Raw genomic sequence first — 23,359 nt, 5'->3', positions numbered from 1 at the left:
GTTTAAGAAGAGCTGTAGGTGTTGTTGAGTCAGAGGTTCAGTCTTGCAGCAAGATGACCGCACACTCGTTGTTACCGGTATCATGATACCGGTAACAACATGAGCGCCGGAACCGGGTAAGCGGCTAAAATTCGCGTTCTGGGACAGAGATCAAACTTATGCCGGCAACGAGCGGCGGGCTTACAGGCGGGATAACCCGCGCGCCTCAGGGCGCGCTGCAAAAAGAAAGGGTGTTAAAACAGAACGTTAAAATGGCTCAGATACTGCCGCCGGGGATCACGGTGAAACCGACGTCCACCATGCGCGGGCACACCGTTTCGCCGCGCAGCCGGGCCAGCAAGCGCTCGGCGCCGATCTGCCCCATGCGTTCGCGCGGCGTCAGCACGCTGGCCAACTTCGGCACCATCACCTGGCCGATATCATGGCCGTGGAAACCGGCGATCGCCATGTCCTGCGGGATCGACAGCCCCTGCCGCTGGCACTCGAAGGCCGCGCCGATCGCCAGGTCATCGTTGGTGCAGAAGATACTGTCGATCTGCGGATAGTCGCGCTGCGCCTGGCGCAGCAGCTCGCCGCCGGCGGAATAGGAGGAAGAGCGTGCGGTCATGATGCTGTACGGCTCCAGGCCGGATTCGCGCATCGCCTGCTCATACCCCTGCTGTTTGATGATGGTACGTTCATCCTGTCGGGCGCCGAAATAGACCACGTGACGGTGGCCGTGCGCGATGATCTGCTGGGTCATCTGGCGCGCCGCCTCGAAGTTGTTGAAGCCCACCGCCAGATCGATGCACGGCGAGACGCAGTCCATCAGCTCCACCACCGGAATGCCCGCCACCTCGATCATTTTCAGGGTGCGTGGCGTGTGATGGCGTTCAGACAGGATCAGGCCGTCGATATTGTAAGAAAGCAGCGAGGTCAGACGCTCTTCTTCACGCTCCGGCAGGTAGCCATAGTGCGCCAGCATGGTCTGGTAGTTGTGCGCGTCGGTGACGCTTTCGATGCCGCGCAGCACTTCGGCGAACACCTGGTTGGTCAGCGACGGCAACAGCACGCCAATCGCCCGGCTGGTGGCGTTGGAGAGGATGTCCGGCGCGCGGTTGGGGATGTAACCCAGCTCATCCAGCGCGACGGCGATTTTTTGCTGCAGGGCGGCAGAAACCTGGTCGGGATTGCGCAGATAACGGCTCACCGTCATCTTGGTCACGCCCACCTTGTCCGCCACATCCTGGAGTACCGGCCGTTTTTTCTTCATTATCAATGAACTGACTAACCGTGAATGGGCAGTCATTTTAGCAAAAAAAACGGCGGGCCGATATTGTCGGTTATGCGACGGCCAACAGAACTCACAGATTCTCCGCGCCAAGCGGAAACCGATAACCGCTACGTGCACTTCATCACACATTCGCCGTAATTTTTGGATCTCTCCACGCTTTTGGTGTATCCCTGACATAAATCTTCACTTAAATGAATATTTAAATGAGCCGCAGTCAATTTATAAAAAAAGAAGGGTTATCGCTGAGCTGTCTGGCGATGTACTTGCTGGGATGCCAACCGGGGGAGCGATTAAAAACGATTGGCGAACTGGCCCACGACAACGCCCTGTCCATCGGTTTGATGCAGGCGGCGCTCAAGACACTGGAAAACGCAGGCTGCATAACCGTACAACGCAGCGGGCGCAACGGCAGCTTCTTAACCCATGTGGACTATAGGTCGCTGCTGGATTACGCCAACATTTCCCGCGTTGTTTGCGCCATGCCGTTACCCTATACCCGCGAGTACGAGGGGCTCGCCAGCGGATTGAAGCGCGAGTTTTCCGACGTACCGTTCTACTTCGCACATATGCGGGGAGCGGATATTCGCGTGGAATGTTTGCGCAATGGCATTTATGACCTGGCGGTCGTCTCGCGTCTGGCCGCCGAAGAGTATGTAAGCCGGCCGGAAAACGGGGTGAAGATCGCGGCGACGCTTGGAGAGCATTCTTGGGTATCGCATCAAATCATTCGCCGCCGCGGGGATCACGGCGCGGTGCGCAGAGTCGGCGTGGACTGCCGTTCGATGGACCAAAAGCTGCTGACGGATATGATTTATGACCCGGCGGCGGTCGCACGGGTGGAAATTCCTTACCACGACTGCCTGAGCCGGCTCGAAAACGGCACCATCGATGCCGTCGTCTGGAACGTCGAGAACCGCCAGGTGTTGGCTCGCTACGGGCTGGAGGCCGTGCCCCTGGAAGGGGATCAACGCGTCGTGCTGGCGACGGAGGCTACCATTTTAATCCGCAGCGATGACCGAAGCACCGGGAAACTGCTGGATACTTTTGTCGATACGCATCGGGTTCGCCAGCATCAGCGCGCCGTGGTGTCAGAAGAGATTGAGCCCAGCTATTGAAGGAGAGATTGTGGAAGAGAAGATGAAGCTGCTTTGCCAGGCCGGAGTGATAGATGAAGATATCTTCCGCGGCATGTTGCAAGTCATTGACGATCTGGAAACGCGCTGGGGGCGCCCGCTGCCCGAGGAACAGGGATGGATGGCCATCGCGCATATGGCGAACGCGCTGATGCGTTCACGGCGCGGCGAAATCATCGCACCGCTGGGCGAGGATTTTCTGCAGGAGATCGCCGCATCGGGTGAACTGCCCCGCCTGCGGCGGCTGAATGATGGGCTGCTGGCAAAGTTCAGCGTACGGCTGCATCCCAACGAGGAAGGTTATCTCTTGGCCAACCTGTTCGGCTTGTCTCCCCAACAGCGGCATTGATTTTTTCGCAACAAATGTTCAAAAAAATGAATATTTAAACAACGGCCAATCTGATGTTCCGGAAACCGCTGTCTTAAGGAGTTGCCAACCCTATGTTTTTAGATGCGCTACGCAAACAAAATCAGCCGCTGATTGACGCGTCGATCGGGCTGCTGCGCCAGCACAAACTCACGCCGGACACCTGGGTGATCGATGTGGATATGGTGAAACAGAATGCGCGCCGCATTCTGCAAACGGCGGAAGAATATCGTGTGACGCCGTATGTGATGAGCAAGCAGTTCGGCCGCAATCCCTGGCTGACCCAACAAATTATCGACCAGGGGTTCAGCGGAGCGGTGGCGGTGGATTTCCGCGAGGCGCGATGCCTGGCCAATAACGGCGTGCCGCTTCGCCATCTGGGGCATTTAGTGCAAATTCCGGACGGGGAAATCGAGAGCGCGCTGCGATGCCGGCCGGAAGTCATCACGGTTTTCTCATTTGAGAAAGCGCGCAGGATCGCCGAATGCGCCCGGCGTCTCGGCATGCGGCAACGCCTGCTGCTGAAAGTATGCCAGACCGGCGATATCGTCTACCCCGGTCAGGAAGGCGGCTTCCAGCCTGACGAGCTGGTCGATGTCGCGGCGCGCATCGCCGCGCTTGGCGGCGTGGAGATCGTCGGCGTCACGAATTTTCCTTGCGCCCTGGCGTCGGCAACGGCGGGCGAAAGCCTCACCACGCCGAACTTTACCACGCTGGTCAACGCGGCGAAAACGCTGCGCGCGGCGGGCTTTCCTATCGAGCAGGTTAACGCCCCGTCGGCCAATAGCTGCAACACCATCCCTGCGCTTGCCCGCGGCGGCGCGACGCATATTGAACCTGGCCACGCGTTTACCGGCACCATTCCGGCCAATGAATACGGCGATCAACCGGAACGCATCGCCATGCTGTATCTGTCGGAAGTGTCTCATAACGCAGGATCGAACAGCCTGTGCTTCGGCGGCGGCTATTACCGCCGCGGCCGCCTACGGAACGCACTGGTTTTCGCCGGGGATACCCCCAGCGAGACGCGGACACTGCCGTTCAAATCGGACAATATCGATTACTACCTGGGGCTGGAGGGCAATTTCGCGGTTGGCAGCCCGGTAATCATGTGTTTCCGCACGCAGATCTTCGTCACCCGCAGCGACGTAGCGCTTATCCAGGGCATCAGCGCAGGCCGGCCAACGCTGGCCGGGCTCTACGACAGCCTGGGCAATCCCATCGTCTCGCGGCAATAGCCAAACGCCGTCGGCGTCTTAGCCGCCAATATCAGGGGGGAACACAGCATGAACAAATTTGTAGTCCTGGTGATCGACAGCTTTGGCGTCGGCGCCATGGAGGATGTGCCGCAAGTCAGGCCGAACGACGCAGGCGCCAATACCTGCGGCCATATCTTGCAGCAATGTCCCGACCTGCGCCTGCCCGCAATGGAAAGATTGGGCCTGATCAACGCGCTGGGATACCGGGCCAACGTGATGGGGCCCAATCCGCAGGCAAACGTCGGCAAAGCGGCGCTGCAACATGAAGGCGCCGACTCGTTCATGGGGCATCAGGAAATTATGGGAACTCAGCCCAAACAGCCCTTCAGAATGCCGTTCGGCGAAATCATGGATAAAACGGCTGGCGCCCTGCGGAAAGCGGGCTACCGGGTGCAGCGGCTCCCGGTGACGGCGAATACGGCATACCTTTGGGTCAACGACGCCGTGGCCGTCGGCGATAACCTTGAAACCGACCCCGGCCTGGTCTACAACGTGACCGCCAATCTGAACCTGATCGATTACGACACGGTCAGAAAAATCGGCGCCATCGTTAGGCGATGCGCGCCCGTGAGCCGCGTCATTGTCTTCGGCGGAGAAAGCACCAGCAACGAAGCCATCGCCGCAGCGGCGCAAAGCCGGCAAGACATGTACGCCGGCATCGATGCCCCGCGTTCGGGCGTCTACCGGCAAGGCTTCCGGGTCGTTCATTTGGGTTACGGCGTCGATGAGGCCGTACAGGTTCCCGCCTGTCTGCAACGTCAAGGCATCCCGACATCCCTGATAGGGAAAGTGGCGGATATCGTCGCCAATCCCGACGGCGATAACTTCGGCGGGATTGTCGATTCCGCGCAAATCATGGCGCTGACCCTGAGCGAAGCGCAACGACCGGGCCGGCGGTTTATCTGCACCAACATTCAGGAAACCGATCTGGCCGGGCATGCGCAGGATGTGGCGCGTTATGCGGAGCGCCTGCAACTGGTGGACGGATATCTGGCGCATCTCATGTCGCTGCTGGATAAGGACGACGCGTTAGTGGTCATGGCCGATCATGGCAACGACCCGACGATCGGGCATTCACAGCACACGCGCGAGTGCGTGCCCCTGCTGGTCTGGCGCCCGGGCGTTACTGGCGTCCGGCTGGGAGATCGGGCCACGCTGTCCGACGTGGGCGCCTCCGTTTGCGACGCCTTCGGCGCTCCCGCACCGCAGAACGGCACCTCTTTTTTCTCATTATTGCAGGGGAATTCTCATGGCTGATCAGATTGAATGGCTCAACGCCGACGGCTACACCTATGCGCATGAACATCTGCACATCGATCTTTCACCGTTTAAGCATAACGATGACTGTCGCCTCGACAGCTATGCTCTGCTGCGCGATGAAATGGAGGCGTTGATGGCGCGGGGAGTCCGCAACATCGTCGAGGTAACGAACCGCTATATGGGGCGGGATGTCCACTTCATCGCGCGCCTGATGCGCGACACCGGTATCAACGTGCTGCTCTCCACCGGCTACTACCAACAGGATTTCTATCCCGAACACGTCGCCACCCGAGACGCGCAAACGCTGGCCGCCGAAATGATTGCCGAAATTGAATGCGGCATCGACGGCAGCGGCCTGTGCGCTGGCGTGATTGCCGAAATCGGCAGCAGCGAGGGCCACATCACGCCCGACGAATCAAAAATGTTCCACGCCGCCGCCCTCGCTCACCACGCCACGGGGCGGCCAATCTCCACGCATACCAGTTTCAGCACCATGGGGCCGGAGCAGCTCGCCCTGCTGCAATCTTACGGCGTGCCGGCCGACCGCATCGTGATTGGCCACTGCGATCTGAAAGACAATCTGGAAACTGTCTTGCACCTGATCGATCGGGGCGCGTGGGTGCAGTTCGACACCATTGGCAAAAACAGCTACTACCCGGATGAAAAACGCGTGGCGATGCTGAGCGCGCTGTCGCAACGCGGCCTGCTCGAGCGGGTGATGCTGTCGATGGACATCACGCGCCGTTCGCATCTGCGCGGCAACGGCGGCCCCGGCTTCAGCTACCTCATGGACAGTTTCGTTCCGCTGTTGCTGGAGGCGGGGATCGGTCAGCAAGCCGTGACCGCAATGCTGCAACACAACCCAAATCGGTTCTTCAAATAATAAGGTGATAGCCATGAAAAAAATCGGAATTGCAGGTTTACAGCGGGAACAGATTAAACAGGCCATCGAGAGCGCCGCCCCAGGCATTTTTGACGTCAGCATCTTAAGCGACATGGACGCCGCCGCCCGAGTCAAAAACGGCGAACTGGACTATTTCATCGGCGCCTGCAATACCGGCGCCGGCGCTGCGCTGTCCATCGCGATAGCCATCATCGGCTTCAACAAATGCTGCACGATCGCCAAGCCGGGCATTCGTGCGAAAGAAGAGCAAATAACGAAGTGGGTGGCGGAAGGAAAAGTCGCGTTTGGCCTTTCGGTCGAGCACGTCGAACATGCGATCCCGCTGTTGATTCGGCAACTGTCATAAGGAGGCGAAAATGGACCCTATCCTTTCCGTCATTCTGGTGTCCCTGTTGACGGGCATGACGGCGCTGTTATCTCACCGTTCGGCGGCAGTCTTTCATGACGGCATTCGCCCTATCCTTCCGCAACTGGTGGAAGGCCATATGAACCGTCGGGAAGCGGGCAGCATCGCTTTTGGCCTCAGCATAGGGTTCGTGGCCTCCGTCGGTATTTCATTTACCTTGTCCACCGGCTTGCTGAACAGCTGGCTGCTGTTTTTGCCTACCGACATCATCGGCGTGCTGGCCGTCAACGTGTGGCTGGCATTCATTCTCGGCGCCATCTGGGGCATTCTGGTCTTCACCAGCCTGCAGCCCATCAACCAACTCCTGACCTCGCTGCCGGTAGACATCATTGGCGCGCTGGGGGAACTGAGTAACCCGGTCGTGTCGGCCTTCGCGCTCTTTCCCCTGGTCGCCATTTTCTACCAGTTCGGCTGGAAACAGAGCGTGGTCGCGGCCCTGCTGGTGTTGCTGTCGCGCCTGATCGTCGTGCGTTATTTCCCGCATCTGTTCCCGGAGTCGATCGAAATCTTCGTCGGTATGGTTTTGCTGTTGGGCATCGCGATTTTCCGCGATCTGAGAGATCGGCGGACTTCCCCAACGGGTGAAGAGGCTTCGGCCCCGTCGATGTTTGAGGAGCGCACACAGCGCATTATCAACAACCTGCCGCTTATTGCCGTAACCGGCGCGCTGATTTCTGCCGTCGCCAGCATGAAGATCTTCGGAGGCTCCGAAGTCTCGATTTATACGCTGGCGAAAGCCTACGCGCCCGGCATCTCGCCCGAAGAATCAGACGCCCTTCTGCACCAGGCGGCGCTGGCCGAATTCATGCGCGGGCTTGGATTCATTCCGCTGATCGCCACTACCGCGCTGGCGACCGGGGTATATGCGGTGGCGGGCTTCACGTTCGTCTTTGTCGTCGGTTACCTTTCCCCCTCGCCCTGGCTTGCCGCACCGGCGGGCGCCATCGTCATCACGCTGGAAATCCTGCTGCTGCGCTATATCGGCAAATGGCTGGGCCGATATCCTTCAGTGCGCAATGCATCCGACAATATCCGCAACGCGATGAATATGCTGATGGAATTCGCCTTGTTGATCGGCTCCACTTTCGCGGCCATCAAAATGGCCGGGTACACGGGCTTCAGCATGGCGGCGGCGCTCTATTTCCTTAACGAAGCGCTCGGCCGCCCGGTGCTGAAAATCGCCGCGCCGGTGGTGGCGGTCATTATCACCGGCATTCTGCTCAATATTTTCGGCTGGATCGGCCTGTTTGTGCCGCAGTGATCAAACCGTCGCCATTACTGAAACAGCGTCATGCCAGGAAGGGAATATATAACGATGGCTATATTCGCTCTGAACATAAAACGAAGCGCCGTTACAGGGCTCGCCCTGATTTGTCTGCAAAACGCGCCGGCGCATGCCGAGTCCATCGCGCCCAACAGCGATACCCGCGAGCGGTGGCGGGTAGACTATTCGGATATCGGCTATCCGAATGTAGGCTTTTCTCCCTACATAGAAGGCTGGATCAACGGTTATCTTACGCCTGCAGACTATCCGGACGGCGCGGCAATCCTGCCGGCCCCGCCGATTGAAGGCAGCGCGGCCTGGAAAGCCGACGAGGAAAACTTTTACCAGCTTCGCAAACTGCGCGATACGCCCCGGGGCAGGTTGGCGGTGGAGGATGCCAATCTGTCCTTCAATGCCATCGGTCGGGCTTTCTCCGCAGCGTTGGGGACGGAGATATCGCGCCAGCGCACGCCGCATACCCACCTTTTGCTGAGCCGCCTGCTCACGGACGCCGGCTATGCTTCCAACGGCGCGAAAAAGGCCCACGCCCGCATTCGCCCCTACTCCGCGCTGCGGGTGGAGAGCTGTACCCCGCAAGAGCACAGTGCGCTCAGCAACGATGGCGGTTCCTATCCCTCCGGGCATGCCGTAACCGGTTTCGTATGGGCGATGACGCTGACGGCCATGGTGCCGCAACGTGCGACGGAGCTCATGCGCAAGGGTTATGAGTTTGGTCGCAGCCGGCTGATTTGCGGCGTACACTGGGCCAGCGATGTCGAAGCCGGCCGCGTGTTGGCGGCCGGTGCCTTTGCTCGATTGCAAGCCAGCGCGGAATATCAGCAGCAATTTCGGGAAGCAAAACGAGAGATAGGTCGGCTGTTGCAGCAGCAAACGGAAGAACGCTGACCCTTAGCCCGCGTCGATTCCCCCGCGCTTGCGCGCGGGGGAATCATGCCATTCCGCGGCGACTATGGAAGAGCATTAGGGGTTAAACGGTGTGTCATAGCCAGCGAACTGATAGACATACTGCAAAATCGCCGTGCCGTTTTCATCCGCCCGATTTTCACGATCGACCAGCAGGGCGGTAATGCCCTCCGCGCCGCGCAGATGGGCGCCGCCGAGTAAACCCGACAGCGTGATTTCCACCGCATCCGGCACGCCCGGCGGCGGCGTCAACACGGGATGGCATTCAGACCAACGAATAGTGGTGCCCAAATAATCATTCAGGGTTTTGCCTCTCTCCGCCAGCAAACGCACCATGCCCTCGTACTTATCGACAAAATGATCTTTGGCGACATAGTCCTGTTTATCCGGATCGAGAACATCGTCAAAACTATTAATGCCGTGTTTGCCGGTAAAGGTCCCTTGCCAGGTATTCACATCCGTGACATGCACTTCGCCTTTGCCAGGCAGATTCATGACCTTATCCCGCACGCCGTTGGCCCAATTTGACACCGGCACGTCGGAATAATATTTAGGGAGATGGTTTTCATCATAATGCGTGTAATATCCCAGATCCCAGAAGTCTTGTTCGCTGAGCTGGTAACCGATAAAACCGAGATAGTTCATCGTCGCATACTGCATTTGCTTGAACATCTGAGGATCCGTTGAACCTTGAGTATAGTATTTGCCGATACCCAAACGCTCGAAATATTCTTTTATCGAGACATTGCTTTTGGTTGTCGTGCCATCCTGGGCCCGAATAACCCGGCCGGGATACTCCACATCCTGATAAGATGTCGCGGTTGGATTATCATAATTTTCCGCATAATATTGCGCTTTTTGTGGATCGATCGTGCTTTCGAAAATGAGTATCGCATTTAAGAAATCATCATAAGTGCCGTTACGTTCATTTTTAATTTTCATCATTTTTCCTCTATCTCCAGGTATGAGATTGTTTTCTGCAATGGCATTCAGCGTATCGAAATCCCGTACGCGTGAGCTCGGACGCCCCTCTGTGGCGCGATTGGAAAACCAAAAAATAAACTGACGAAAGAAATTAAAAATATATTTAGCACGCAACCCACTAAGCGGCTATCGTCCAAGTCAAAAATCAGCCACCGTTCTGGCACTCATTTCCGGACCGTTTTATTTCCGTATTTCAGCCCGTCAATATTATTTGACCATCAGTTCACAGACGCCCTACCTGAAATTAACATCATGCAAACACAAACAATGGCATTGCCTTTGCAATTAATACGTTATCAGGAAATAATTTATTTATATAATAATTCTAAATCCTTTATTAAATCGCTCGATAAACAGACAGGCTGTAAATATTATTATCAATAATGTAAAGCCAGCTTAATTTAATCGTTGCCGCTCTTATGTCAGGCGTATAAAAATCACACAGCGGCTCCAGAATTAACTTTCTTGCTCAAAAGAAGGCAAACACTTTTTGCAGCCTGGCGCGAAGGAAACGCCAGAAAACCGAGGAAATAACCGGGCCATAACAAGAAAACCAACCCGCACTCCAGGCTAAGCCTGAAGCACCAGGTTGGTCATATTGCGCCGCCAGCCGCATCAGCGGAAGGCAACAACTTGATATTTACCGCCTAATCACACCGGCGGCAGATCGAACAGCAGGATTTCGCTCTCTTCGTCGGCCTGAATCGTCAGACCCGATTCATCCCACACCGCAAACGCGTCGCTGATGCCGGCGGCCTGGCCGTTGACCGAGACCTTGCCGCGCACCACCTGGATCCAAATGCGACGGCCGGCGGCGATCGGATACTCACCCTGCTCGCCTTTATTCAGCGCCCAACGCGACAACGTCATATCCTGGAACACCTTCAGCGAACCGTCGCGCGCATCCGGCGACAGCACCAGCTGACGGCCCTGCGGCGCGTCGAACATACGCTGCTCGTAGCGCGGCTCCAGCCCGACCTGATCCGGAATGATCCAAATCTGGTACAGGTGCAGCGGACGATCCTGATTGGCGTTGTACTCGGAGTGACGTACCCCGGTGCCCGCGCTCATGATCTGGAATTCGCCGGCCTGGATCTGCTCCTTGTTGCCCATGCTGTCCTGATGCTCCACCGTGCCGCTCAGCACATAGGTCAGGATTTCCATGTCCTTATGCGGGTGGGTGCCGAAACCCTGCCCGGCGTCGATCACATCTTCGTTGATCACCCGCAGCGCCGAGAACCCCATAAAGTTCGGATCGTAGTAGTCGGCAAATGAGAAGGTGTGCCAGCTATCCAGCCAGCCATGATTGGCGTGGCCGCGGTCTTCCGCTTTACGTACATAAATCATATTCAACTCTCCTCAATGTTTTTTTACAGTCTAGTCCTGCGGGCAGAATAAGAAAGCGTAAAAAACTCATGCCTCTGTTCAAAAATTTCGATGGAATGAAACGGCGGATGGGCAACGGATTTGTTGAAGGCGGAAGCGGTTGAAAAAGGGCAAAAAAAAAGCCAGCACCCGAGCTGGCTAAGTAAACACTGGAAGCAATGTGAGCAATGTCGTGCCTTCGCAGCGAGAGTATCAAGGGTTGATGCCCTCCCCGGAACGCATCGCAATAATAATCATTATCATTCGCACCTGTAAAGCGTTTTTTTTGACCCGTTGAAATAATATTGACTCAAGGCAGTAAACGGATAAATTCAGAGGTTATTCAACCGGTAAGCAACAGGAGCAGCGAGATGAGCGAGATCGTGATACGCCACGTGGAAACAACGGATGCGCAGGCCCTGCATCATCTTTATTCGCTGGCGCCCGTCTACCGCGATACGCTGCAGCTACCGCTACCGTCCGTCGAGTCCTGGCAGAAGCGCCTCGCCAATCCCGAACCGGGTACGCATAACCTGGCGGCCTTCATCGACGGGCAGCTTACCGGCCAGTTGGCCGTCATGCTGAATCAGCGCGTGCGCCGCCGCCACGTGGCCACCTTCGGCATCGGCGTCGATCCGCGCTACCACGGCAAAGGCGTCGGCAGCCGCCTGATGCAGGCGATGATCGACCTGTGCGACAACTGGGCGGCCATCGAACGCATCGAGCTGACGGTGTTCACCGACAACCCGGCGGCCATCGCGCTGTACCGCAAATTCGGTTTCGAGATAGAGGGCACCAGCCGCGCCTATGCCATGCGCGACGGTGTGCTGGTCGATGCCTACCATATGGCGCGTTTGCGCTCCGGGCAGCCGCACGGCGATGCGTAATCGTCCCCACCCGCAGGGGCCGCTGCGCCGGCCCCTGAACATCAACCGCCGAACCTTTTTACAAGCGCTGGCCGGCCTGACCGCCGCCGTCGGCATATTCTCTCCTCTCACCCCATTAGGTGCCGCTATGCCAACTTCCGCCGCCGGGCGCCCAGGCGCCCGCAACCTGATTACCGATGTGCCGGGCCTGAAGGTCGGCGTGGCGCAGGACAGCCGGGTGCGCACCGGCGCGACGGTTATCCTGCCGGACAGCCCGGCGATCGCCGCCGTGGACGTGCGCGGCGGCGGCCCCGCCACCCGGGAAACCGACGCGCTGGGTGAAGACAATTTGGTGCAGACCGTCGATGCGCTGACGTTCAGCGGCGGCTCGGTTTACGGCCTGGCGGCGGCGGACGGCGTCGCAGCCTGGCTGGGGCAACAGGGTAAAGGCTACGCGCTGCGCCCGGCGCCCGGCGTGCCGGTCTCCCCGATCGTGCCCACCGCCTGCCTGTACGATCTGGCCAACGGCGGCGACAAAAACTGGCAGCTCACGCCGCCGTATCGCCAGTTGGGCATCGATGCAGTCGGCAAGGCCGGGCTGGATTTTCCGCTCGGCACCGTCGGCGCCGGCTATGGCGCCATGACCGGCATGGGCAAGCTGAAAGGCGGCCTCGGCTCGGCATCTATCATTGCCGCCAATGGCGCTACCGTCGGCGCGCTGGTGGCGGTCAACAGTTTGGGTGCGGTGGTAGCGCCCGGCACCCGCGCCTTCTGGGCGACGCCCTATGAAATTGACGGTGAATTCGGCAACGGCGGCGCGGCGGCGCTGGCGCAACTGCGCGCCCAAGGCGAAGATTGGATGGAACAAGAGCCGCAGGGCGGCAGAAAGAACACCACCCTGGCCTGCATCGCCACCGATCTGGCGCTGACGCGAGTGGAGTTGAAACGGGTGGCCATCATGGCGCAAGACGGCATGGCGCGCGCTATTCGCCCGCTGCACAGCCCGTTTGACGGCGACGTGGTGTTCGCCCTGTCCACCGGGCAGCGCGAGGTTCAGGGCAGCCGCGAACTGGCGGTGCTGCAAATCGGCGCGCTGGCGGCGGACACCCTGGCCCGGGCGATCGCCCGTGGCGTGCATGCCGCCACGCCGTGGCCAGGCAGCCAGGTCGCAACCTGGCAAACGCTCGGCGGCTAACACGCCGCCACCAAAAAAGGGGCGCTGGCGCCCCTTAATCATGATTAACCCTCGCCGCTTAAATGCCGGCGGTTTCCCGAATATAACGGCGCGCTTTTACCGCATACTCGAACGGGTTGGCCAGCGCCGGGTCCTGCTCGGCCTCCACCACCATCCACCCTTTGTAACCGCGCTCGTCCAGCAGCTTGAACACCGGCCTGAAGTCGATCACACCATCACCCGGCACGGTGAAGGTGCCCTTCTTCACGCCGTCGAGGAAGCTCAGCTTGTTGGCCTTCACTTCCGCCACCACCTCATCGCGCACGTCCTTCAGATGGACGTGGTTGATGCGCGGCAGATACTTCTCCAGGATCGCCATCATCGCCTGCTGGCTGCCTTCCGAATAGTAGGCGTGGCCGGTATCGAACAGCAGGTAGACGTCATCGTTGACCATGCTCATGTAGCGATCGATTTCGGCCGCGGTTTGAATGCCGGTGCCCATGTGGTGGTGCAGACAAACCTGCATGCCTTTGCCGGCAGCGATCTTCGCCAGCTCGTTGTAACCTTCGGCCACCCGCTGCCACTCTTCATCGCTGAAGTACGGCTTCTCTTCGAATACGCCTTTGGTGGTGCCCTGAATGCTCTTGCTCTGCTCGGAGCAGCCGATCACCCTGGCGCCCATGGCATGCAGGAAATTCATGTGGTTGATAAATTCATCGATGGTTTTGTCTTTCTGGCCGTCGGCGAAAAAGGTGCTGAACCAGGCGTTGCAGATCTGGATACCGCGAATGTCCAGCATCGGTTTCAGCACCGCCGGATCGCGCGGGTATTTGCTGCCTACTTCGCTGCCGGTGAAGCCGGCCAGCGCCATTTCGCTGACGCACTGCTGGAAGGTATTTTCCTTGCCCAGATCGGGCATGTCGTCGTTGGTCCAGCCGATCGGCGCAATGGCCAATTTCACGTTGTCTTTATTCATGGTCTGCCTCGGTGCTTGGAGGGCCGCCGGCGCAAACGCCGCCGGCGAGCCGAATAAGATTATTTGCCCAACAGCTCTCTTTCGATGCGCTCTCTGGTCGCCACCGCCTGGCTCGGCATCTTTTCCGGGTAGCCGAACAGCGAAGTGCAGATGATCGATTCGCCGCCGACCTTGAAGCTGCGGTTGGCAAACTCCATGTCGCGCAGCGTCTGAAACAGGGCGTCGAAATTCACCTCGCCTTCGCCGATGCCGACGTGCTGATGCACCGCTGCGTCTACCCCCGGCGGGTTGACGATATAGCGGCAATGCTTGGTGTGGTTCATGGTGTCGGCAATCAGCACGTGGGAAAGATCGTCCCCGGCGTACTGCAGCATGCCGGCCACGTCGCCCTGCCCCTTGTCGTAGTAGAAGGTGTGCGGCACGCTGTAGAGGTATTTGACGTGATCGCTGCGCAGCGATTTCACCAGATCGGCGGTTTCGTTGCTCAGTTCGCAGAAGTCCCACGGGTGCGACTGGATCTCCATACGAATGCCCTCGCGCTCGACGATCGGCAGCAGCTCCTCCATCGAGCGATACCACAGCTCCTCGCAGATCTCCGGTTCGTTGGGGTTGCCCGCCAGTTCGGTGTTGATCACCTGCACGCCCATTTCCACCGCGATTTCGATCATCCGCCGCCAGTTTTTGACCGCCGCCTGGCGGCGATCCTCCCCCGGCCCGGACCAGCGGTACACCACGATAAATGAGGAGATCTCAACGCCGGTCGCTTTCAGGGCGTTTTTATACTCCGCCATGATTTCGCGGCTGGCCTTCGGATGCTTGTAAAACGGGTTGATCTGCGGGTGCGGCGACTGCTCGATATATTTGTAGCCCCAGTCCGCCACCTGTTGAACCATTTTGGTGACGCCCAAATCCCGGATAACGTCGACATCAAAAGCGATCTTCATGGTCACTCCTCTGCAATCGTAGGTATGGGGGACAAGCCGATTATTTGTTGTAGAACGCCGGGCGCGCCGGCAAGGTCACCGGCACAATCTCGCCGCTGAGCTGGGCCGCCACGCAGGCGTCGGCGGTCACCGCGGCGGCGTAGCCGTCCCAGGCGGAAGGCCCGGTCAACTTGCCCGCGGCCACGTCGTTGATGAAGCCCTGTAGCTCAACGTCATAGGCGTCGATAAAACGATCCTTCCAGTCGGTCAGGATTTCGGTCGACAGGCGGGCGCCGCTGCGCATCTGCACCGAAGACGGCTCCGGCAGTTTGGCGATGCCGGTTTCCCCTACCACTTCACACTGAATGTCGTAGCCGTACTGGCAGTTGACGAAGATTTCGACGTCAATGCGCGTGCCTTTGGCGGTTTCGAACAGCACAATCTGCGGATCTTTTAGGTGTGGGAACGCCTTCGGGCTCTTGCGCGGGAACACCACCTGCACCGACACATAGTCGTCGTCGAGCAGCCAGCGCAGCACGTCGATTTCGTGGATCAGGGTGTCGGTGATCGCCATATCGGTGGTGTAGGCTTCGCCGACCGTCGGGTTGCGGTGCGCGCAGTGCAGCATCAGCGGCTCGCCGATCTGGCCGCTGGTCAGCACCTGTTTCAGCGCGCGATAGCCCTGGTCATAGGGGCGCATAAAGCCGACCTGCACCAGCCGCTTGCCGTGTTTCGCTTCGGCATCGACGATGTTTTTGCAGCCCTGCGCGGTCACCGCCAGCGGCTTCTCGCAGAATACCGGTTTGCCGGCGGCGATGGCCGCCAACACGAACTCTTCGTGGCTCGGCCCCCAGGAGGTGACCAGCACCGCCTGCACATCGGCGGCCTTGATCAGATCGTGGCCGTTGTCATACACCCGCGCATCCAGCTGCAGATCGCTCACCACCTTGGCGGCGTTGTCGCGATTGATGTCGTTCACCGCCACTACGCGGGCGCCCTGCAACACTTTGCTGCAGCGACGGATATGATCGCGGCCGATGGCGCCGGTGCCGATAACCCCAATGTTCAATGTCATTTTCGCTACCCTCGAGATTTATGTATGAAAACGAATCAGTAATCGCGCGCCTTATCGATGTTTTCCTGCAGCTTGCGCGCCACTGCGACGATTTTCTCGCTGTCGGCCACCTGAGCGCCGCCCACGCGCCACCAGCTGAGATACTTGTGCACCATGGTCTTCGGCAGCACCTTGATGTCCAGCAGCGTGGACACGGTCTGCCTGCGGGCGTCGGCCAGCGCATCGAGCAGCTGCTGCTCGGTGGTGACGCGATAGGTTTTGCAACCGTAAGCCGCCGCCAGCATGGCGAAATCGACCGGCACCAGTTTGCCGTCGAGCTTGCCGCCCTGTGGATTACGGAAGCGGAATTCGGTGGTGTAGCTGTCCATGCCGTGTTCCATCTGCAGGTTGTTGATGCAGCCGTTGGTTATGTTGTCGAACAGCATCACGTTGATCTTGCAGCCTTCCTGAATCGAAGTGACCAGTTCGGAATGCAGCATCATGAAGGCGCCGTCGCCCACTATCGCGTACACCTCGCGCTGCGGCTCGGCCAGCTTGACCCCCAATGCGGCGTTCACCTCATACCCCATGCAGGAGTAACCGTACTCCACGTGATAACCGTGCTCGCCGCGGTTGTGCCACACCCGCTGCAAATCGCCCGGCAGGCTGCCGGCGGCGGCGACGATCACGCTGTCCGCCGGCAGCTCGCGGTTCAGCACCCCCAGCACCCGGCTCTGGGTCAGCGCGGAATCGGTCTGGGCGATAAATTCGGCGAACACCCGCTCGCGATCGAGGTGATCGTCTATCTCCGGCACAAAGCCTGCGCCGCCGTATTCCACCGCGTAAACGCGCTCGGTCTCTTCACGCTGGGCGCTGCGCGCCGCGGCGATGGCGTCGCCCCAGCCGGCGCGGTACTCGGCCTGCGCCAGCAGTGCGCCCAGTTCGCTCAGGGCCTCGCGGGCGTCCGCCAGCACCTGCACGCCGTCGAGCTTGCCGGCGTCAAAGGCGCTGACGTTGATATTGAGGAAGCTGACGTCCGGATTTTGGAACAGCCATTTGGACGAGGTGGTGAAATCGGTGTAACGGGTGCCGACGCCGATCACCAGATCGGCCTGACGAGCCAGCGTATTGGCCGCCAGGCAGCCGGTTTCGCCAATGCCGCCGAGGTTGAATTCATGGTCGCTCGGCACCGTGCCTTTGCCGGCCTGGGTTTCGGCGAACGGAATGCCGAAGCGCTCGGCGAATTCGCGCAGCGCCCGCCCGGCCTGCGAGTATTTCACGCCGCCGCCGCACACCAGCAGCGGTTTGCGTTTGGCCGCCAGCAGCGCCAACGCGTCCGCCAACATGCCGTCGGTCGCCGGGCGGCGATCGAGCCGATGCACGCGTTTTTGGAAGAAATAGTCGGGATAGTCGTAGGCTTCACCCTGCACGTCCTGCGGCAGACACAGCGTCACCGCGCCGGTTTCCGCCGGATCGGTCAGCACGCGCATCGCGTTGATGCAGGCGCTCATCAGCTGTTCCGGCCGCACGATGCGGTCCCAGTATTTGCTCACCGCGCGGAACGCGTCGTTGGTGCTGATGCTGAGATCGTAAGACTGCTCGATTTGCTGCAGCACCGGATCCGGCTGGCGGGATGCGTAAACGTCGCCCGGCAGCAGTAATAAAGGAATGCGGTTGGCGGTGGCGGTGGCCGCGGCGGTGATCATATTGGCGGCGCCGGGGCCGACCGATGAGGTGCAGGCGTAGATCTGCCGGCGCAGCTTCTGTTTGGCGAAGCCGATCGCCGCATGGGCCATCCCCTGCTCGTTGCGGCCCTGATGCACCCGCAGATCGCCGCTATCCTGCTCCAGCGCTTGCCCCAGCCCCAGCACGTTGCCGTGGCCGAAAATCGCAAAAATGCCCGCGACGAATTTGGTTTCCACACCGTCGGCCAGCAGATACTGGTTATCGAGGAATCTGACGAGCGCCTGCGCCATGGTTAGCCTGATCTTGCCCATTTACTCACCCTTTAGATTGAGGGCCGCCCCGGAAAGGGCTCGCGCCGAGCCGACAATTCCGTGTTTGTGTTACGCGGCGGCAGCTATTATCTTGAGCAGGCGATGCTCGCTGCTCACGAAGTCGACAACCTGAAACGTGAAGCGATTATAAACAAATATATTTTTCATAAAATCACATTACAGAAGAAACATTTCATTTTGCGATAAAGATCGCATAATGCATGAAAAGCCCGTTTCATCTCGTGATTCAGCCTTCACTGGCTTCGCGCCACGCACCGGCCAATAAAAGCCGTTGGCTCATGGGCTGACCGCCTTTTACTCTGTCATTTTCCCTCTTTTATGCGCGCCCCGGCCCCCCTCCCGTAGCCGTTTCACCGCCTTTTCCCACGCCTCTGTCGATGTTTTAAACGCATCACATTTTTGGGGTGTAAATTTCATTCTATATTGAAATTGAAATTTTCATTCCCCATACTGTCCACATGCTTCCTGCAGGGCGCCACGCTCGGGCCGCCGCCGGAGTTTTGCTTAAACAGAAGGAAACGGGTATGGCTACACAAGAAAAACAGCTTGATGTCATTTGTCTCGGGCGCATCGCCGTCGATTTCTATGCTCAGCAGATCGGCGCGCGGCTGGAAGACGCCGGCACATTCGCCAAGTACCTCGGCGGTTCTTCCGGCAACGTGGCCTACGGCACCGCCATTCAGGGGTTAAAATCCGGCATGCTGGCGCGCGTCGGCGACGAGCACATGGGCCGCTTTCTGCGCGAAGAACTGCAGCGCGTCGGGGCCGATACCCGCTGCCTGATCACCGACAAACAGCGATTAACCGGCCTGGTGATCCTCGGTATCAAGGATCAGGAAACCTTCCCGCTGATCTTCTACCGCGAAAACTGCGCGGACATGGCGCTGACGCCGGACGACATCGATGAGGCCTACATCGCTTCCTCGCGCGCGCTGGCCATCACCGGCACGCACCTGTCGCACCCGAACACCCGCGCCGCGGTGCTGAAGGCGCTGGAATACGCGCGCCGCCACGGCCTGCGCACCGCGCTGGACATCGATTACCGCCCGGTGCTGTGGGGGCTGACGTCGCTGGGCGACGGAGAAACCCGCTTTGTGGAATCGGACCAGGTGACCCGCGAGCTGCAGGAGGTGCTGCACCATTTCGATCTGATCGTCGGCACCGAAGAAGAGTTTCATATCGCCGGCGGCAGCACCGACACGCTGACGGCGCTGAAAAACGTGCGCCGGGCCACGGCGGCCACGCTGGTGTGCAAGCGCGGCGCGCAGGGTTGCTCGGTGTTCGAGGGCGAAATCGCCGATGGCTGGGAACAGGTGAAACTGCACGCCGGCGTGCGGGTTGAGGTGCTGAACGTGCTGGGGGCCGGCGACGCCTTTATGTCCGGCCTGCTGCGCGGCTACCTGAGCGATGAGGGCTGGGATCAGGCCTGCCGCTACGCCAACGCCTGCGGCGCGTTGGTGGTCTCGCGCCACGGCTGCGCGCCGGCGATGCCGACCAAACGGGAGCTGGACGACTACCTGCTGCGTGAACGGCAGGTCACGCGCCCGGACCGCGATGCGCGCCTGAACCACCTGCACCGGGTCACCACCCGCAAGCAACAGTGGCCGGAACTGTGCGTCTTCGCCTTCGATCACCGCAAACAGCTGGCGGACATGGCACGCGAAGCCGGCGTCGGCGAGGAGCGCATTCCGCGCCTGAAAACCCTGCTGCTGACCGCGGCGCAACAGGCCGCCGCGCAGGCCGGCCTGAACGGCAACAGCGGCATTCTGGCCGACACCACCTACGGGCAGGCGGCGCTGAACGAGATCACCGGCCAGGGATGGTGGATCGGCCGGCCGGTAGAGCTGCCCAGTTCGCGCCCGCTGCGCCTGGAGCACGGCAATATCGGCTCGCAATTGATCGACTGGCCGCAGGAGCACGTGGTGAAGTGCCTGGTGTTTTATCACCCGCACGACGCGGCGGAACTGCGTCGCGAGCAGGATGAGCTGATCGCCGACGTCTACCGCGGCTGCTGTAAGTCCGGCCACGAGCTGCTGCTGGAAGTGATCCTGCCGGACAACAACCCCGACAAAGACGAACGTTATTACCTGGAGATGATTGAGCACTTCTACCGGTTGGGCATTCAGCCGGACTGGTGGAAACTGCCGCCGCTGAGCGCGGAAAACTGGCGGCGGGTCGGCGCGCTGATCGACACCTACGATCCCTACTGCCGCGGCGTGCTGATCCTGGGGCTCGACTCCCCAGAAGCGGTGCTGAAGGCGGGCTTTGCCGCCGCCGCGGATGCGCGCTGGGTGAAGGGTTTCGCCGTCGGCCGCACTATCTTCGGCCAACCTTCGCGCCGCTGGCTGCAGGGGGAAATCGACGACGCCGCCCTGATCGAGCAGGTGAAACAAAAATACCTGACGCTGATCGGTTTCTGGCGCCAGTACCGCCCGCAGGCGGGCGGCGCGCACTGACAGCGAGAGCAGGTTCACGTCCCCTTAAGGCCATTTCGCCGCTTTAAGGGGATTTTTTTGCCTATTTTCTGTGAAGTCGCGCAATGTGCGATCGAATAAATCGCTTTTTGAGGAAATGAAATTTCCGCTCCGTCTGTTAAAATACCCTGTCAATATTTCAGGCGTCAGGCCAATGCGCCTTCACCCCACTGCGAGCCGAATGGATGAACAACCCAACTCAACTTTCGCTGTTACAGGACGAGATCCGCCACCGTTATGAAACGCTGAGCAAGCGTTTGAAGCAGGTGGCGCGCTATATTTTGGATAACAGTAACAGCATCGCTTTCGATACCGTTGCCTCCATCGCCGCACAGGCCAGCGTGCCGCCTTCCACCCTGATCCGTTTCGCCAACGCCTTCGGCTTCAGCGGCTTCAACGAAATGAAGCAGGTGTTCCGTCAGCATCTGATGGAAGAGACGGTGAACTATACCGAGCGCGCGCGCCTGTTCCGCCAAACCTCTACCGACGACAACGTCGCGCCGGAGAAACCGGCGGAAATTCTCAACGTATTCACCATGGTCAACGCGCAGGCGCTGCAGCAGCTGGCGATGCAGATCGCCCCCGAGCAGCTGGATCGCGCCGTCGAGTTGCTCAACAACGCCGAAAACATCTACGTGATCGGCCTGCGCCGTTCGTTCAGCGTCGCCTCCTATCTCACCTATGCGCTGCGCCATCTGGAGCGCCGCGCGTTTCTTATCGACGGCCTGGGCGGCATGTTCACCGAACAGCTGAGCATGGTGAAACCGAAGGACGTGGTGATCGCCATCAGCTATTCGCCGTACGCCCGCGAGGCGGTGGAACTGGTGGAATTGGGCGCCAAGCGCGGCGCGCAGCAGATCGCCATCACCGACAGCCAGGTCAGCCCGCTGGCCGCCTTCAGCGACGTCTGTTTCGTGGTGCGCGAAGCGCAGGTGGACGGGTTCCGTTCGCAGGTGGCCTCGATGTGCCTGGCGCAGACGCTGGCGGTTTCGCTGGCGCTGAATAACGCCCGGGACGAGTAAGGCTGGGGTGAACGCGCCCGACAGGCTCGGGCGCGGCGGGGTTATTGCAGCAACAAATAGCGGTAGAGCGCGCTTTCCAGATCCTGCTTCATGCTGATGAAAAGCAGAATCTCAACCGTCTGGCCGCCGTAGTCATAGATGACGCGGTATTCGCTGTCGGGATCCAATCGCTCGTGCAACCGCACTCCCATGCCCGCCAGCACGGCGTTGAAGCGGTAGCGGGCAGGATCGTCGGCAATTGCCGCGAGGGACGATAACAACAGATTGTCCACGAACACCCCGGCCGCGACTGCTCCTATCGTTCCGCTCTTATAAGACTCGATGTCTTTCAGGCTCCATTCCGCCGCCGGCGCGACGGTAAAACGTATTTCCTGGGGCATCCTGCACCTCGGGCCTATTTCCGCGCGTCACGCAGCCGCTGCAAGGTTTCTTCGGGCGACAGACCACGCTGATTTTTAATCTCTTGCTTCGCCAGCATAGTCAGTTTCAACAACGCGTTGGACTGGCGCTCCAGATTGCGTTCCCGAATTTCGGCCTCTCTCTCAGCCGCCGTTTGTACAAACAGCTCGGCAACACCATTTTTTGTGACGTAAACCCCGCCTTCAAACAGGTCGGGCGAACCTAATCCTTCGCGCGCCGCTTTTTGGGACATGGTAGTCGTCATGGTTCTTCCTCCTGTGTACCGGCAATTTCGTTGCATAACAGCGGTTCGTTAGATTCACTCAGCCAGGGAGCGATCGCGTGCGGACAGATTATCATTTGAGCAAGATGGAGGGCAAATTTAGGTCAAATTTATACCCTGATAAAGAATAAGCCCGGCAAGCCGGGCCTCAGGCGCTTATTGCGCGGCGGGATAGCCGTCGCCGTTAATCCAGGCGTGGTCTTTTTCCCAGGTGAATTTCCACTGCCGCACCGGCCCGGCCATCACGTTGAGATAATAGTTGTCGTAGCCCGCCAGGGTCGCCACCGGGTGATAACCGCGCGGCACTTTCACCACGTCCCGATTGTAGACCGGCATGCATTCGTCGAGCGTGCGATCGTCGGTATAGATGCGCTGCATGCAGAATCCCTGCTCCGGCTGAATGCGGTGATAATACGTCTCTTCCAGATAGGTTTCGTCCGGCGAGTCTTCCCGATCGTGCTTGTGGCTCGGGTAGGAACTGGTGTTGCCCTCGTCGGTGTAAACCTCCACCACCAGCAGGCTGTCGGCCGGCTCGCTGTCCGGCAGAATGTTGTGCACCAACCGCTGGTTGCGCCCCTTGCCGCGCCGCTCCACGCCGATATCCGCCGGCGTAATCAGCCGTGAAGGCAGGTGGCCGCTGCCGGGCGCGCTGCACACCGCCAGCTCCAGATCGGTTTCTGCCCGCACGTCGATGCGATCGTGGTGCGGCACATACACCGCGTAAGGCGGCGTGCGCTCGAACGGGCTCATGCGTTTGCCGATATGCGGGTATTCGGCGCGCAGCGTGGCGACGGAGGCGATACCGACCACCAGCACCAGGCACAGCTCCTTGTCACCGCACTCCAGCTGCAGCGACTGCCCGGCGGCCAGGCGATAAACGTCGAAACCGACATAGCGCCACCCGGCATTTTCCGGCGTCACGTGCTGAATACGCCCCTCGGCGTTCGGCGTCTGACATTTGGCAAGCAGTGAAGACATCTCGATTCTCCTGTTAACTCCCCGTGCAAAGGCCGTTGCCCCGAAGGAGCAAC

General features: G+C 59.6%; 22 protein-coding genes. 12 read left to right on the top strand and 10 right to left on the bottom strand.

Annotated elements, in window-relative coordinates:
- Positions 1-256: 256 nt before the first annotated feature.
- The gene (gntR, locus tag REA38_RS20125; RefSeq protein ID WP_004930833.1) at positions 257-1,252 is read right to left on the bottom strand and encodes a gluconate operon transcriptional repressor GntR; all 996 of its coding nucleotides are present in this window, start codon (positions 1,250-1,252) and stop codon (positions 257-259) included.
- Positions 1,253-1,476: 224 nt separating this feature from the next.
- Between gntR and yhfZ the strand changes: the two genes are divergently transcribed.
- The 8 genes from yhfZ (at position 1,477) to REA38_RS20085 (ending at position 8,772) form a co-directional block, all read left to right on the top strand.
- On the top strand, positions 1,477-2,388 hold the full coding sequence (yhfZ, locus tag REA38_RS20120) for a GntR family transcriptional regulator YhfZ (protein WP_101427510.1): 912 nt from the start codon (positions 1,477-1,479) through the stop codon (positions 2,386-2,388).
- A gap of 10 nt (positions 2,389-2,398) precedes the next feature.
- Positions 2,399-2,755 carry a hypothetical protein gene (locus REA38_RS20115; RefSeq protein ID WP_033654451.1) on the top strand — a complete coding sequence of 119 codons (357 nt, stop codon included), beginning with the start codon at positions 2,399-2,401 and terminating at the stop codon, positions 2,753-2,755.
- 92 nt (positions 2,756-2,847) lie between these two features.
- Complete coding sequence (locus REA38_RS20110; RefSeq protein ID WP_049235331.1) at positions 2,848-4,011, top strand: YhfX family PLP-dependent enzyme; 1,164 nt, start codon at positions 2,848-2,850, stop codon at positions 4,009-4,011.
- A gap of 48 nt (positions 4,012-4,059) precedes the next feature.
- On the top strand, positions 4,060-5,289 hold the full coding sequence (locus tag REA38_RS20105) for a phosphopentomutase (RefSeq protein ID WP_041037050.1): 1,230 nt from the start codon (positions 4,060-4,062) through the stop codon (positions 5,287-5,289).
- Positions 5,282-6,175 (top strand): phosphotriesterase-related protein, encoded by an 894-nt coding sequence (locus REA38_RS20100; protein WP_041037052.1) that lies wholly within the window; start codon positions 5,282-5,284, stop codon positions 6,173-6,175. Before REA38_RS20105 ends, REA38_RS20100 begins: the two co-directional genes overlap by 8 nt.
- A 13-nt stretch (positions 6,176-6,188) precedes the next feature.
- A complete protein-coding gene (locus REA38_RS20095) occupies positions 6,189-6,542 on the top strand; it encodes a DUF2620 domain-containing protein (protein WP_033654455.1) in 354 nt (117 codons plus the stop codon).
- Between the two features lie 10 nt (positions 6,543-6,552).
- Positions 6,553-7,863 carry a YhfT family protein gene (locus tag REA38_RS20090; RefSeq protein ID WP_047570181.1) on the top strand — a complete coding sequence of 437 codons (1,311 nt, stop codon included), beginning with the start codon at positions 6,553-6,555 and terminating at the stop codon, positions 7,861-7,863.
- Between the two features lie 54 nt (positions 7,864-7,917).
- Positions 7,918-8,772: a phosphatase PAP2 family protein gene (locus tag REA38_RS20085; RefSeq protein WP_308886518.1), complete on the top strand. Its 855-nt coding sequence runs from the start codon at positions 7,918-7,920 to the stop codon at positions 8,770-8,772.
- A gap of 75 nt (positions 8,773-8,847) precedes the next feature.
- On the opposite strand, the gene REA38_RS20080 is transcribed toward REA38_RS20085, so the two are convergent.
- Together REA38_RS20080 and REA38_RS20075 are read right to left on the bottom strand one after the other, a co-directional pair.
- Positions 8,848-9,732: a hypothetical protein gene (locus REA38_RS20080; RefSeq protein WP_308886517.1), complete on the bottom strand. Its 885-nt coding sequence runs from the start codon at positions 9,730-9,732 to the stop codon at positions 8,848-8,850.
- A 693-nt stretch (positions 9,733-10,425) separates the two neighbouring features.
- The gene (locus REA38_RS20075; protein WP_033636340.1) at positions 10,426-11,121 is read right to left on the bottom strand and encodes a pirin family protein; all 696 of its coding nucleotides are present in this window, start codon (positions 11,119-11,121) and stop codon (positions 10,426-10,428) included.
- Between the two features lie 389 nt (positions 11,122-11,510).
- Between REA38_RS20075 and REA38_RS20070 the strand changes: the two genes are divergently transcribed.
- Both REA38_RS20070 and REA38_RS20065 read left to right on the top strand, forming a co-directional pair.
- Entirely contained in the window at positions 11,511-12,026 is a 516-nt protein-coding gene (locus REA38_RS20070; RefSeq protein ID WP_308886516.1) for a GNAT family N-acetyltransferase, read from the top strand.
- Positions 12,019-13,200 carry a P1 family peptidase gene (locus REA38_RS20065; RefSeq protein WP_060428690.1) on the top strand — a complete coding sequence of 394 codons (1,182 nt, stop codon included), beginning with the start codon at positions 12,019-12,021 and terminating at the stop codon, positions 13,198-13,200. The genes REA38_RS20070 and REA38_RS20065 overlap by 8 nt, the downstream gene beginning before the upstream one ends.
- Positions 13,201-13,258: 58 nt before the next feature.
- Here the strand turns inward: REA38_RS20065 and iolE are convergent, their stop codons facing one another.
- From iolE to iolD, 4 genes are read right to left on the bottom strand one after another with little or no spacing between them, the layout of a single operon-like run.
- A complete protein-coding gene (gene iolE, locus REA38_RS20060; protein WP_033654461.1) occupies positions 13,259-14,155 on the bottom strand; it encodes a myo-inosose-2 dehydratase in 897 nt (298 codons plus the stop codon).
- Between the two features lie 59 nt (positions 14,156-14,214).
- Positions 14,215-15,099 carry a sugar phosphate isomerase/epimerase family protein gene (locus tag REA38_RS20055; protein WP_004930845.1) on the bottom strand — a complete coding sequence of 295 codons (885 nt, stop codon included), beginning with the start codon at positions 15,097-15,099 and terminating at the stop codon, positions 14,215-14,217.
- A gap of 40 nt (positions 15,100-15,139) precedes the next feature.
- A complete protein-coding gene (locus tag REA38_RS20050) occupies positions 15,140-16,153 on the bottom strand; it encodes a Gfo/Idh/MocA family protein (protein WP_033649354.1) in 1,014 nt (337 codons plus the stop codon).
- A gap of 35 nt (positions 16,154-16,188) precedes the next feature.
- A complete protein-coding gene (gene iolD, locus REA38_RS20045; protein ID WP_308886515.1) occupies positions 16,189-18,129 on the bottom strand; it encodes a 3D-(3,5/4)-trihydroxycyclohexane-1,2-dione acylhydrolase (decyclizing) in 1,941 nt (646 codons plus the stop codon).
- Between the two features lie 545 nt (positions 18,130-18,674).
- Here iolD and iolC point away from each other — a divergent pair.
- Together iolC and REA38_RS20035 are read left to right on the top strand one after the other, a co-directional pair.
- Positions 18,675-20,606 carry a 5-dehydro-2-deoxygluconokinase gene (gene iolC / locus REA38_RS20040; protein ID WP_308886514.1) on the top strand — a complete coding sequence of 644 codons (1,932 nt, stop codon included), beginning with the start codon at positions 18,675-18,677 and terminating at the stop codon, positions 20,604-20,606.
- A 203-nt stretch (positions 20,607-20,809) separates the two neighbouring features.
- A complete protein-coding gene (locus tag REA38_RS20035; RefSeq protein WP_004930856.1) occupies positions 20,810-21,646 on the top strand; it encodes a MurR/RpiR family transcriptional regulator in 837 nt (278 codons plus the stop codon).
- Positions 21,647-21,687: 41 nt separating this feature from the next.
- Here the strand turns inward: REA38_RS20035 and REA38_RS20030 are convergent, their stop codons facing one another.
- The 3 genes from REA38_RS20030 to iolB all read right to left on the bottom strand — a co-directional run bounded on the left by REA38_RS20030 (position 21,688) and on the right by iolB (position 23,306).
- A complete protein-coding gene (locus tag REA38_RS20030) occupies positions 21,688-22,026 on the bottom strand; it encodes a type II toxin-antitoxin system RelE/ParE family toxin (RefSeq protein WP_060431496.1) in 339 nt (112 codons plus the stop codon).
- Positions 22,027-22,040: 14 nt separating this feature from the next.
- Positions 22,041-22,310: a hypothetical protein gene (locus REA38_RS20025; RefSeq protein WP_033649358.1), complete on the bottom strand. Its 270-nt coding sequence runs from the start codon at positions 22,308-22,310 to the stop codon at positions 22,041-22,043.
- Positions 22,311-22,484: 174 nt separating this feature from the next.
- Positions 22,485-23,306 (bottom strand): 5-deoxy-glucuronate isomerase, encoded by an 822-nt coding sequence (gene iolB, locus REA38_RS20020; protein WP_308886513.1) that lies wholly within the window; start codon positions 23,304-23,306, stop codon positions 22,485-22,487.
- Between the last annotated feature and the right edge of the window lie 53 nt (positions 23,307-23,359).

Origin of the sequence: Serratia sp. MF1(2023), assembly GCF_030954545.1 — a bacterium.
GTDB classification, from domain to species: domain Bacteria; phylum Pseudomonadota; class Gammaproteobacteria; order Enterobacterales; family Enterobacteriaceae; genus Serratia; species Serratia sarumanii.
The sequence above is the reverse complement of the archived record's forward strand: the minus strand, read 5'-3'. Positions and strand labels throughout refer to the sequence as shown.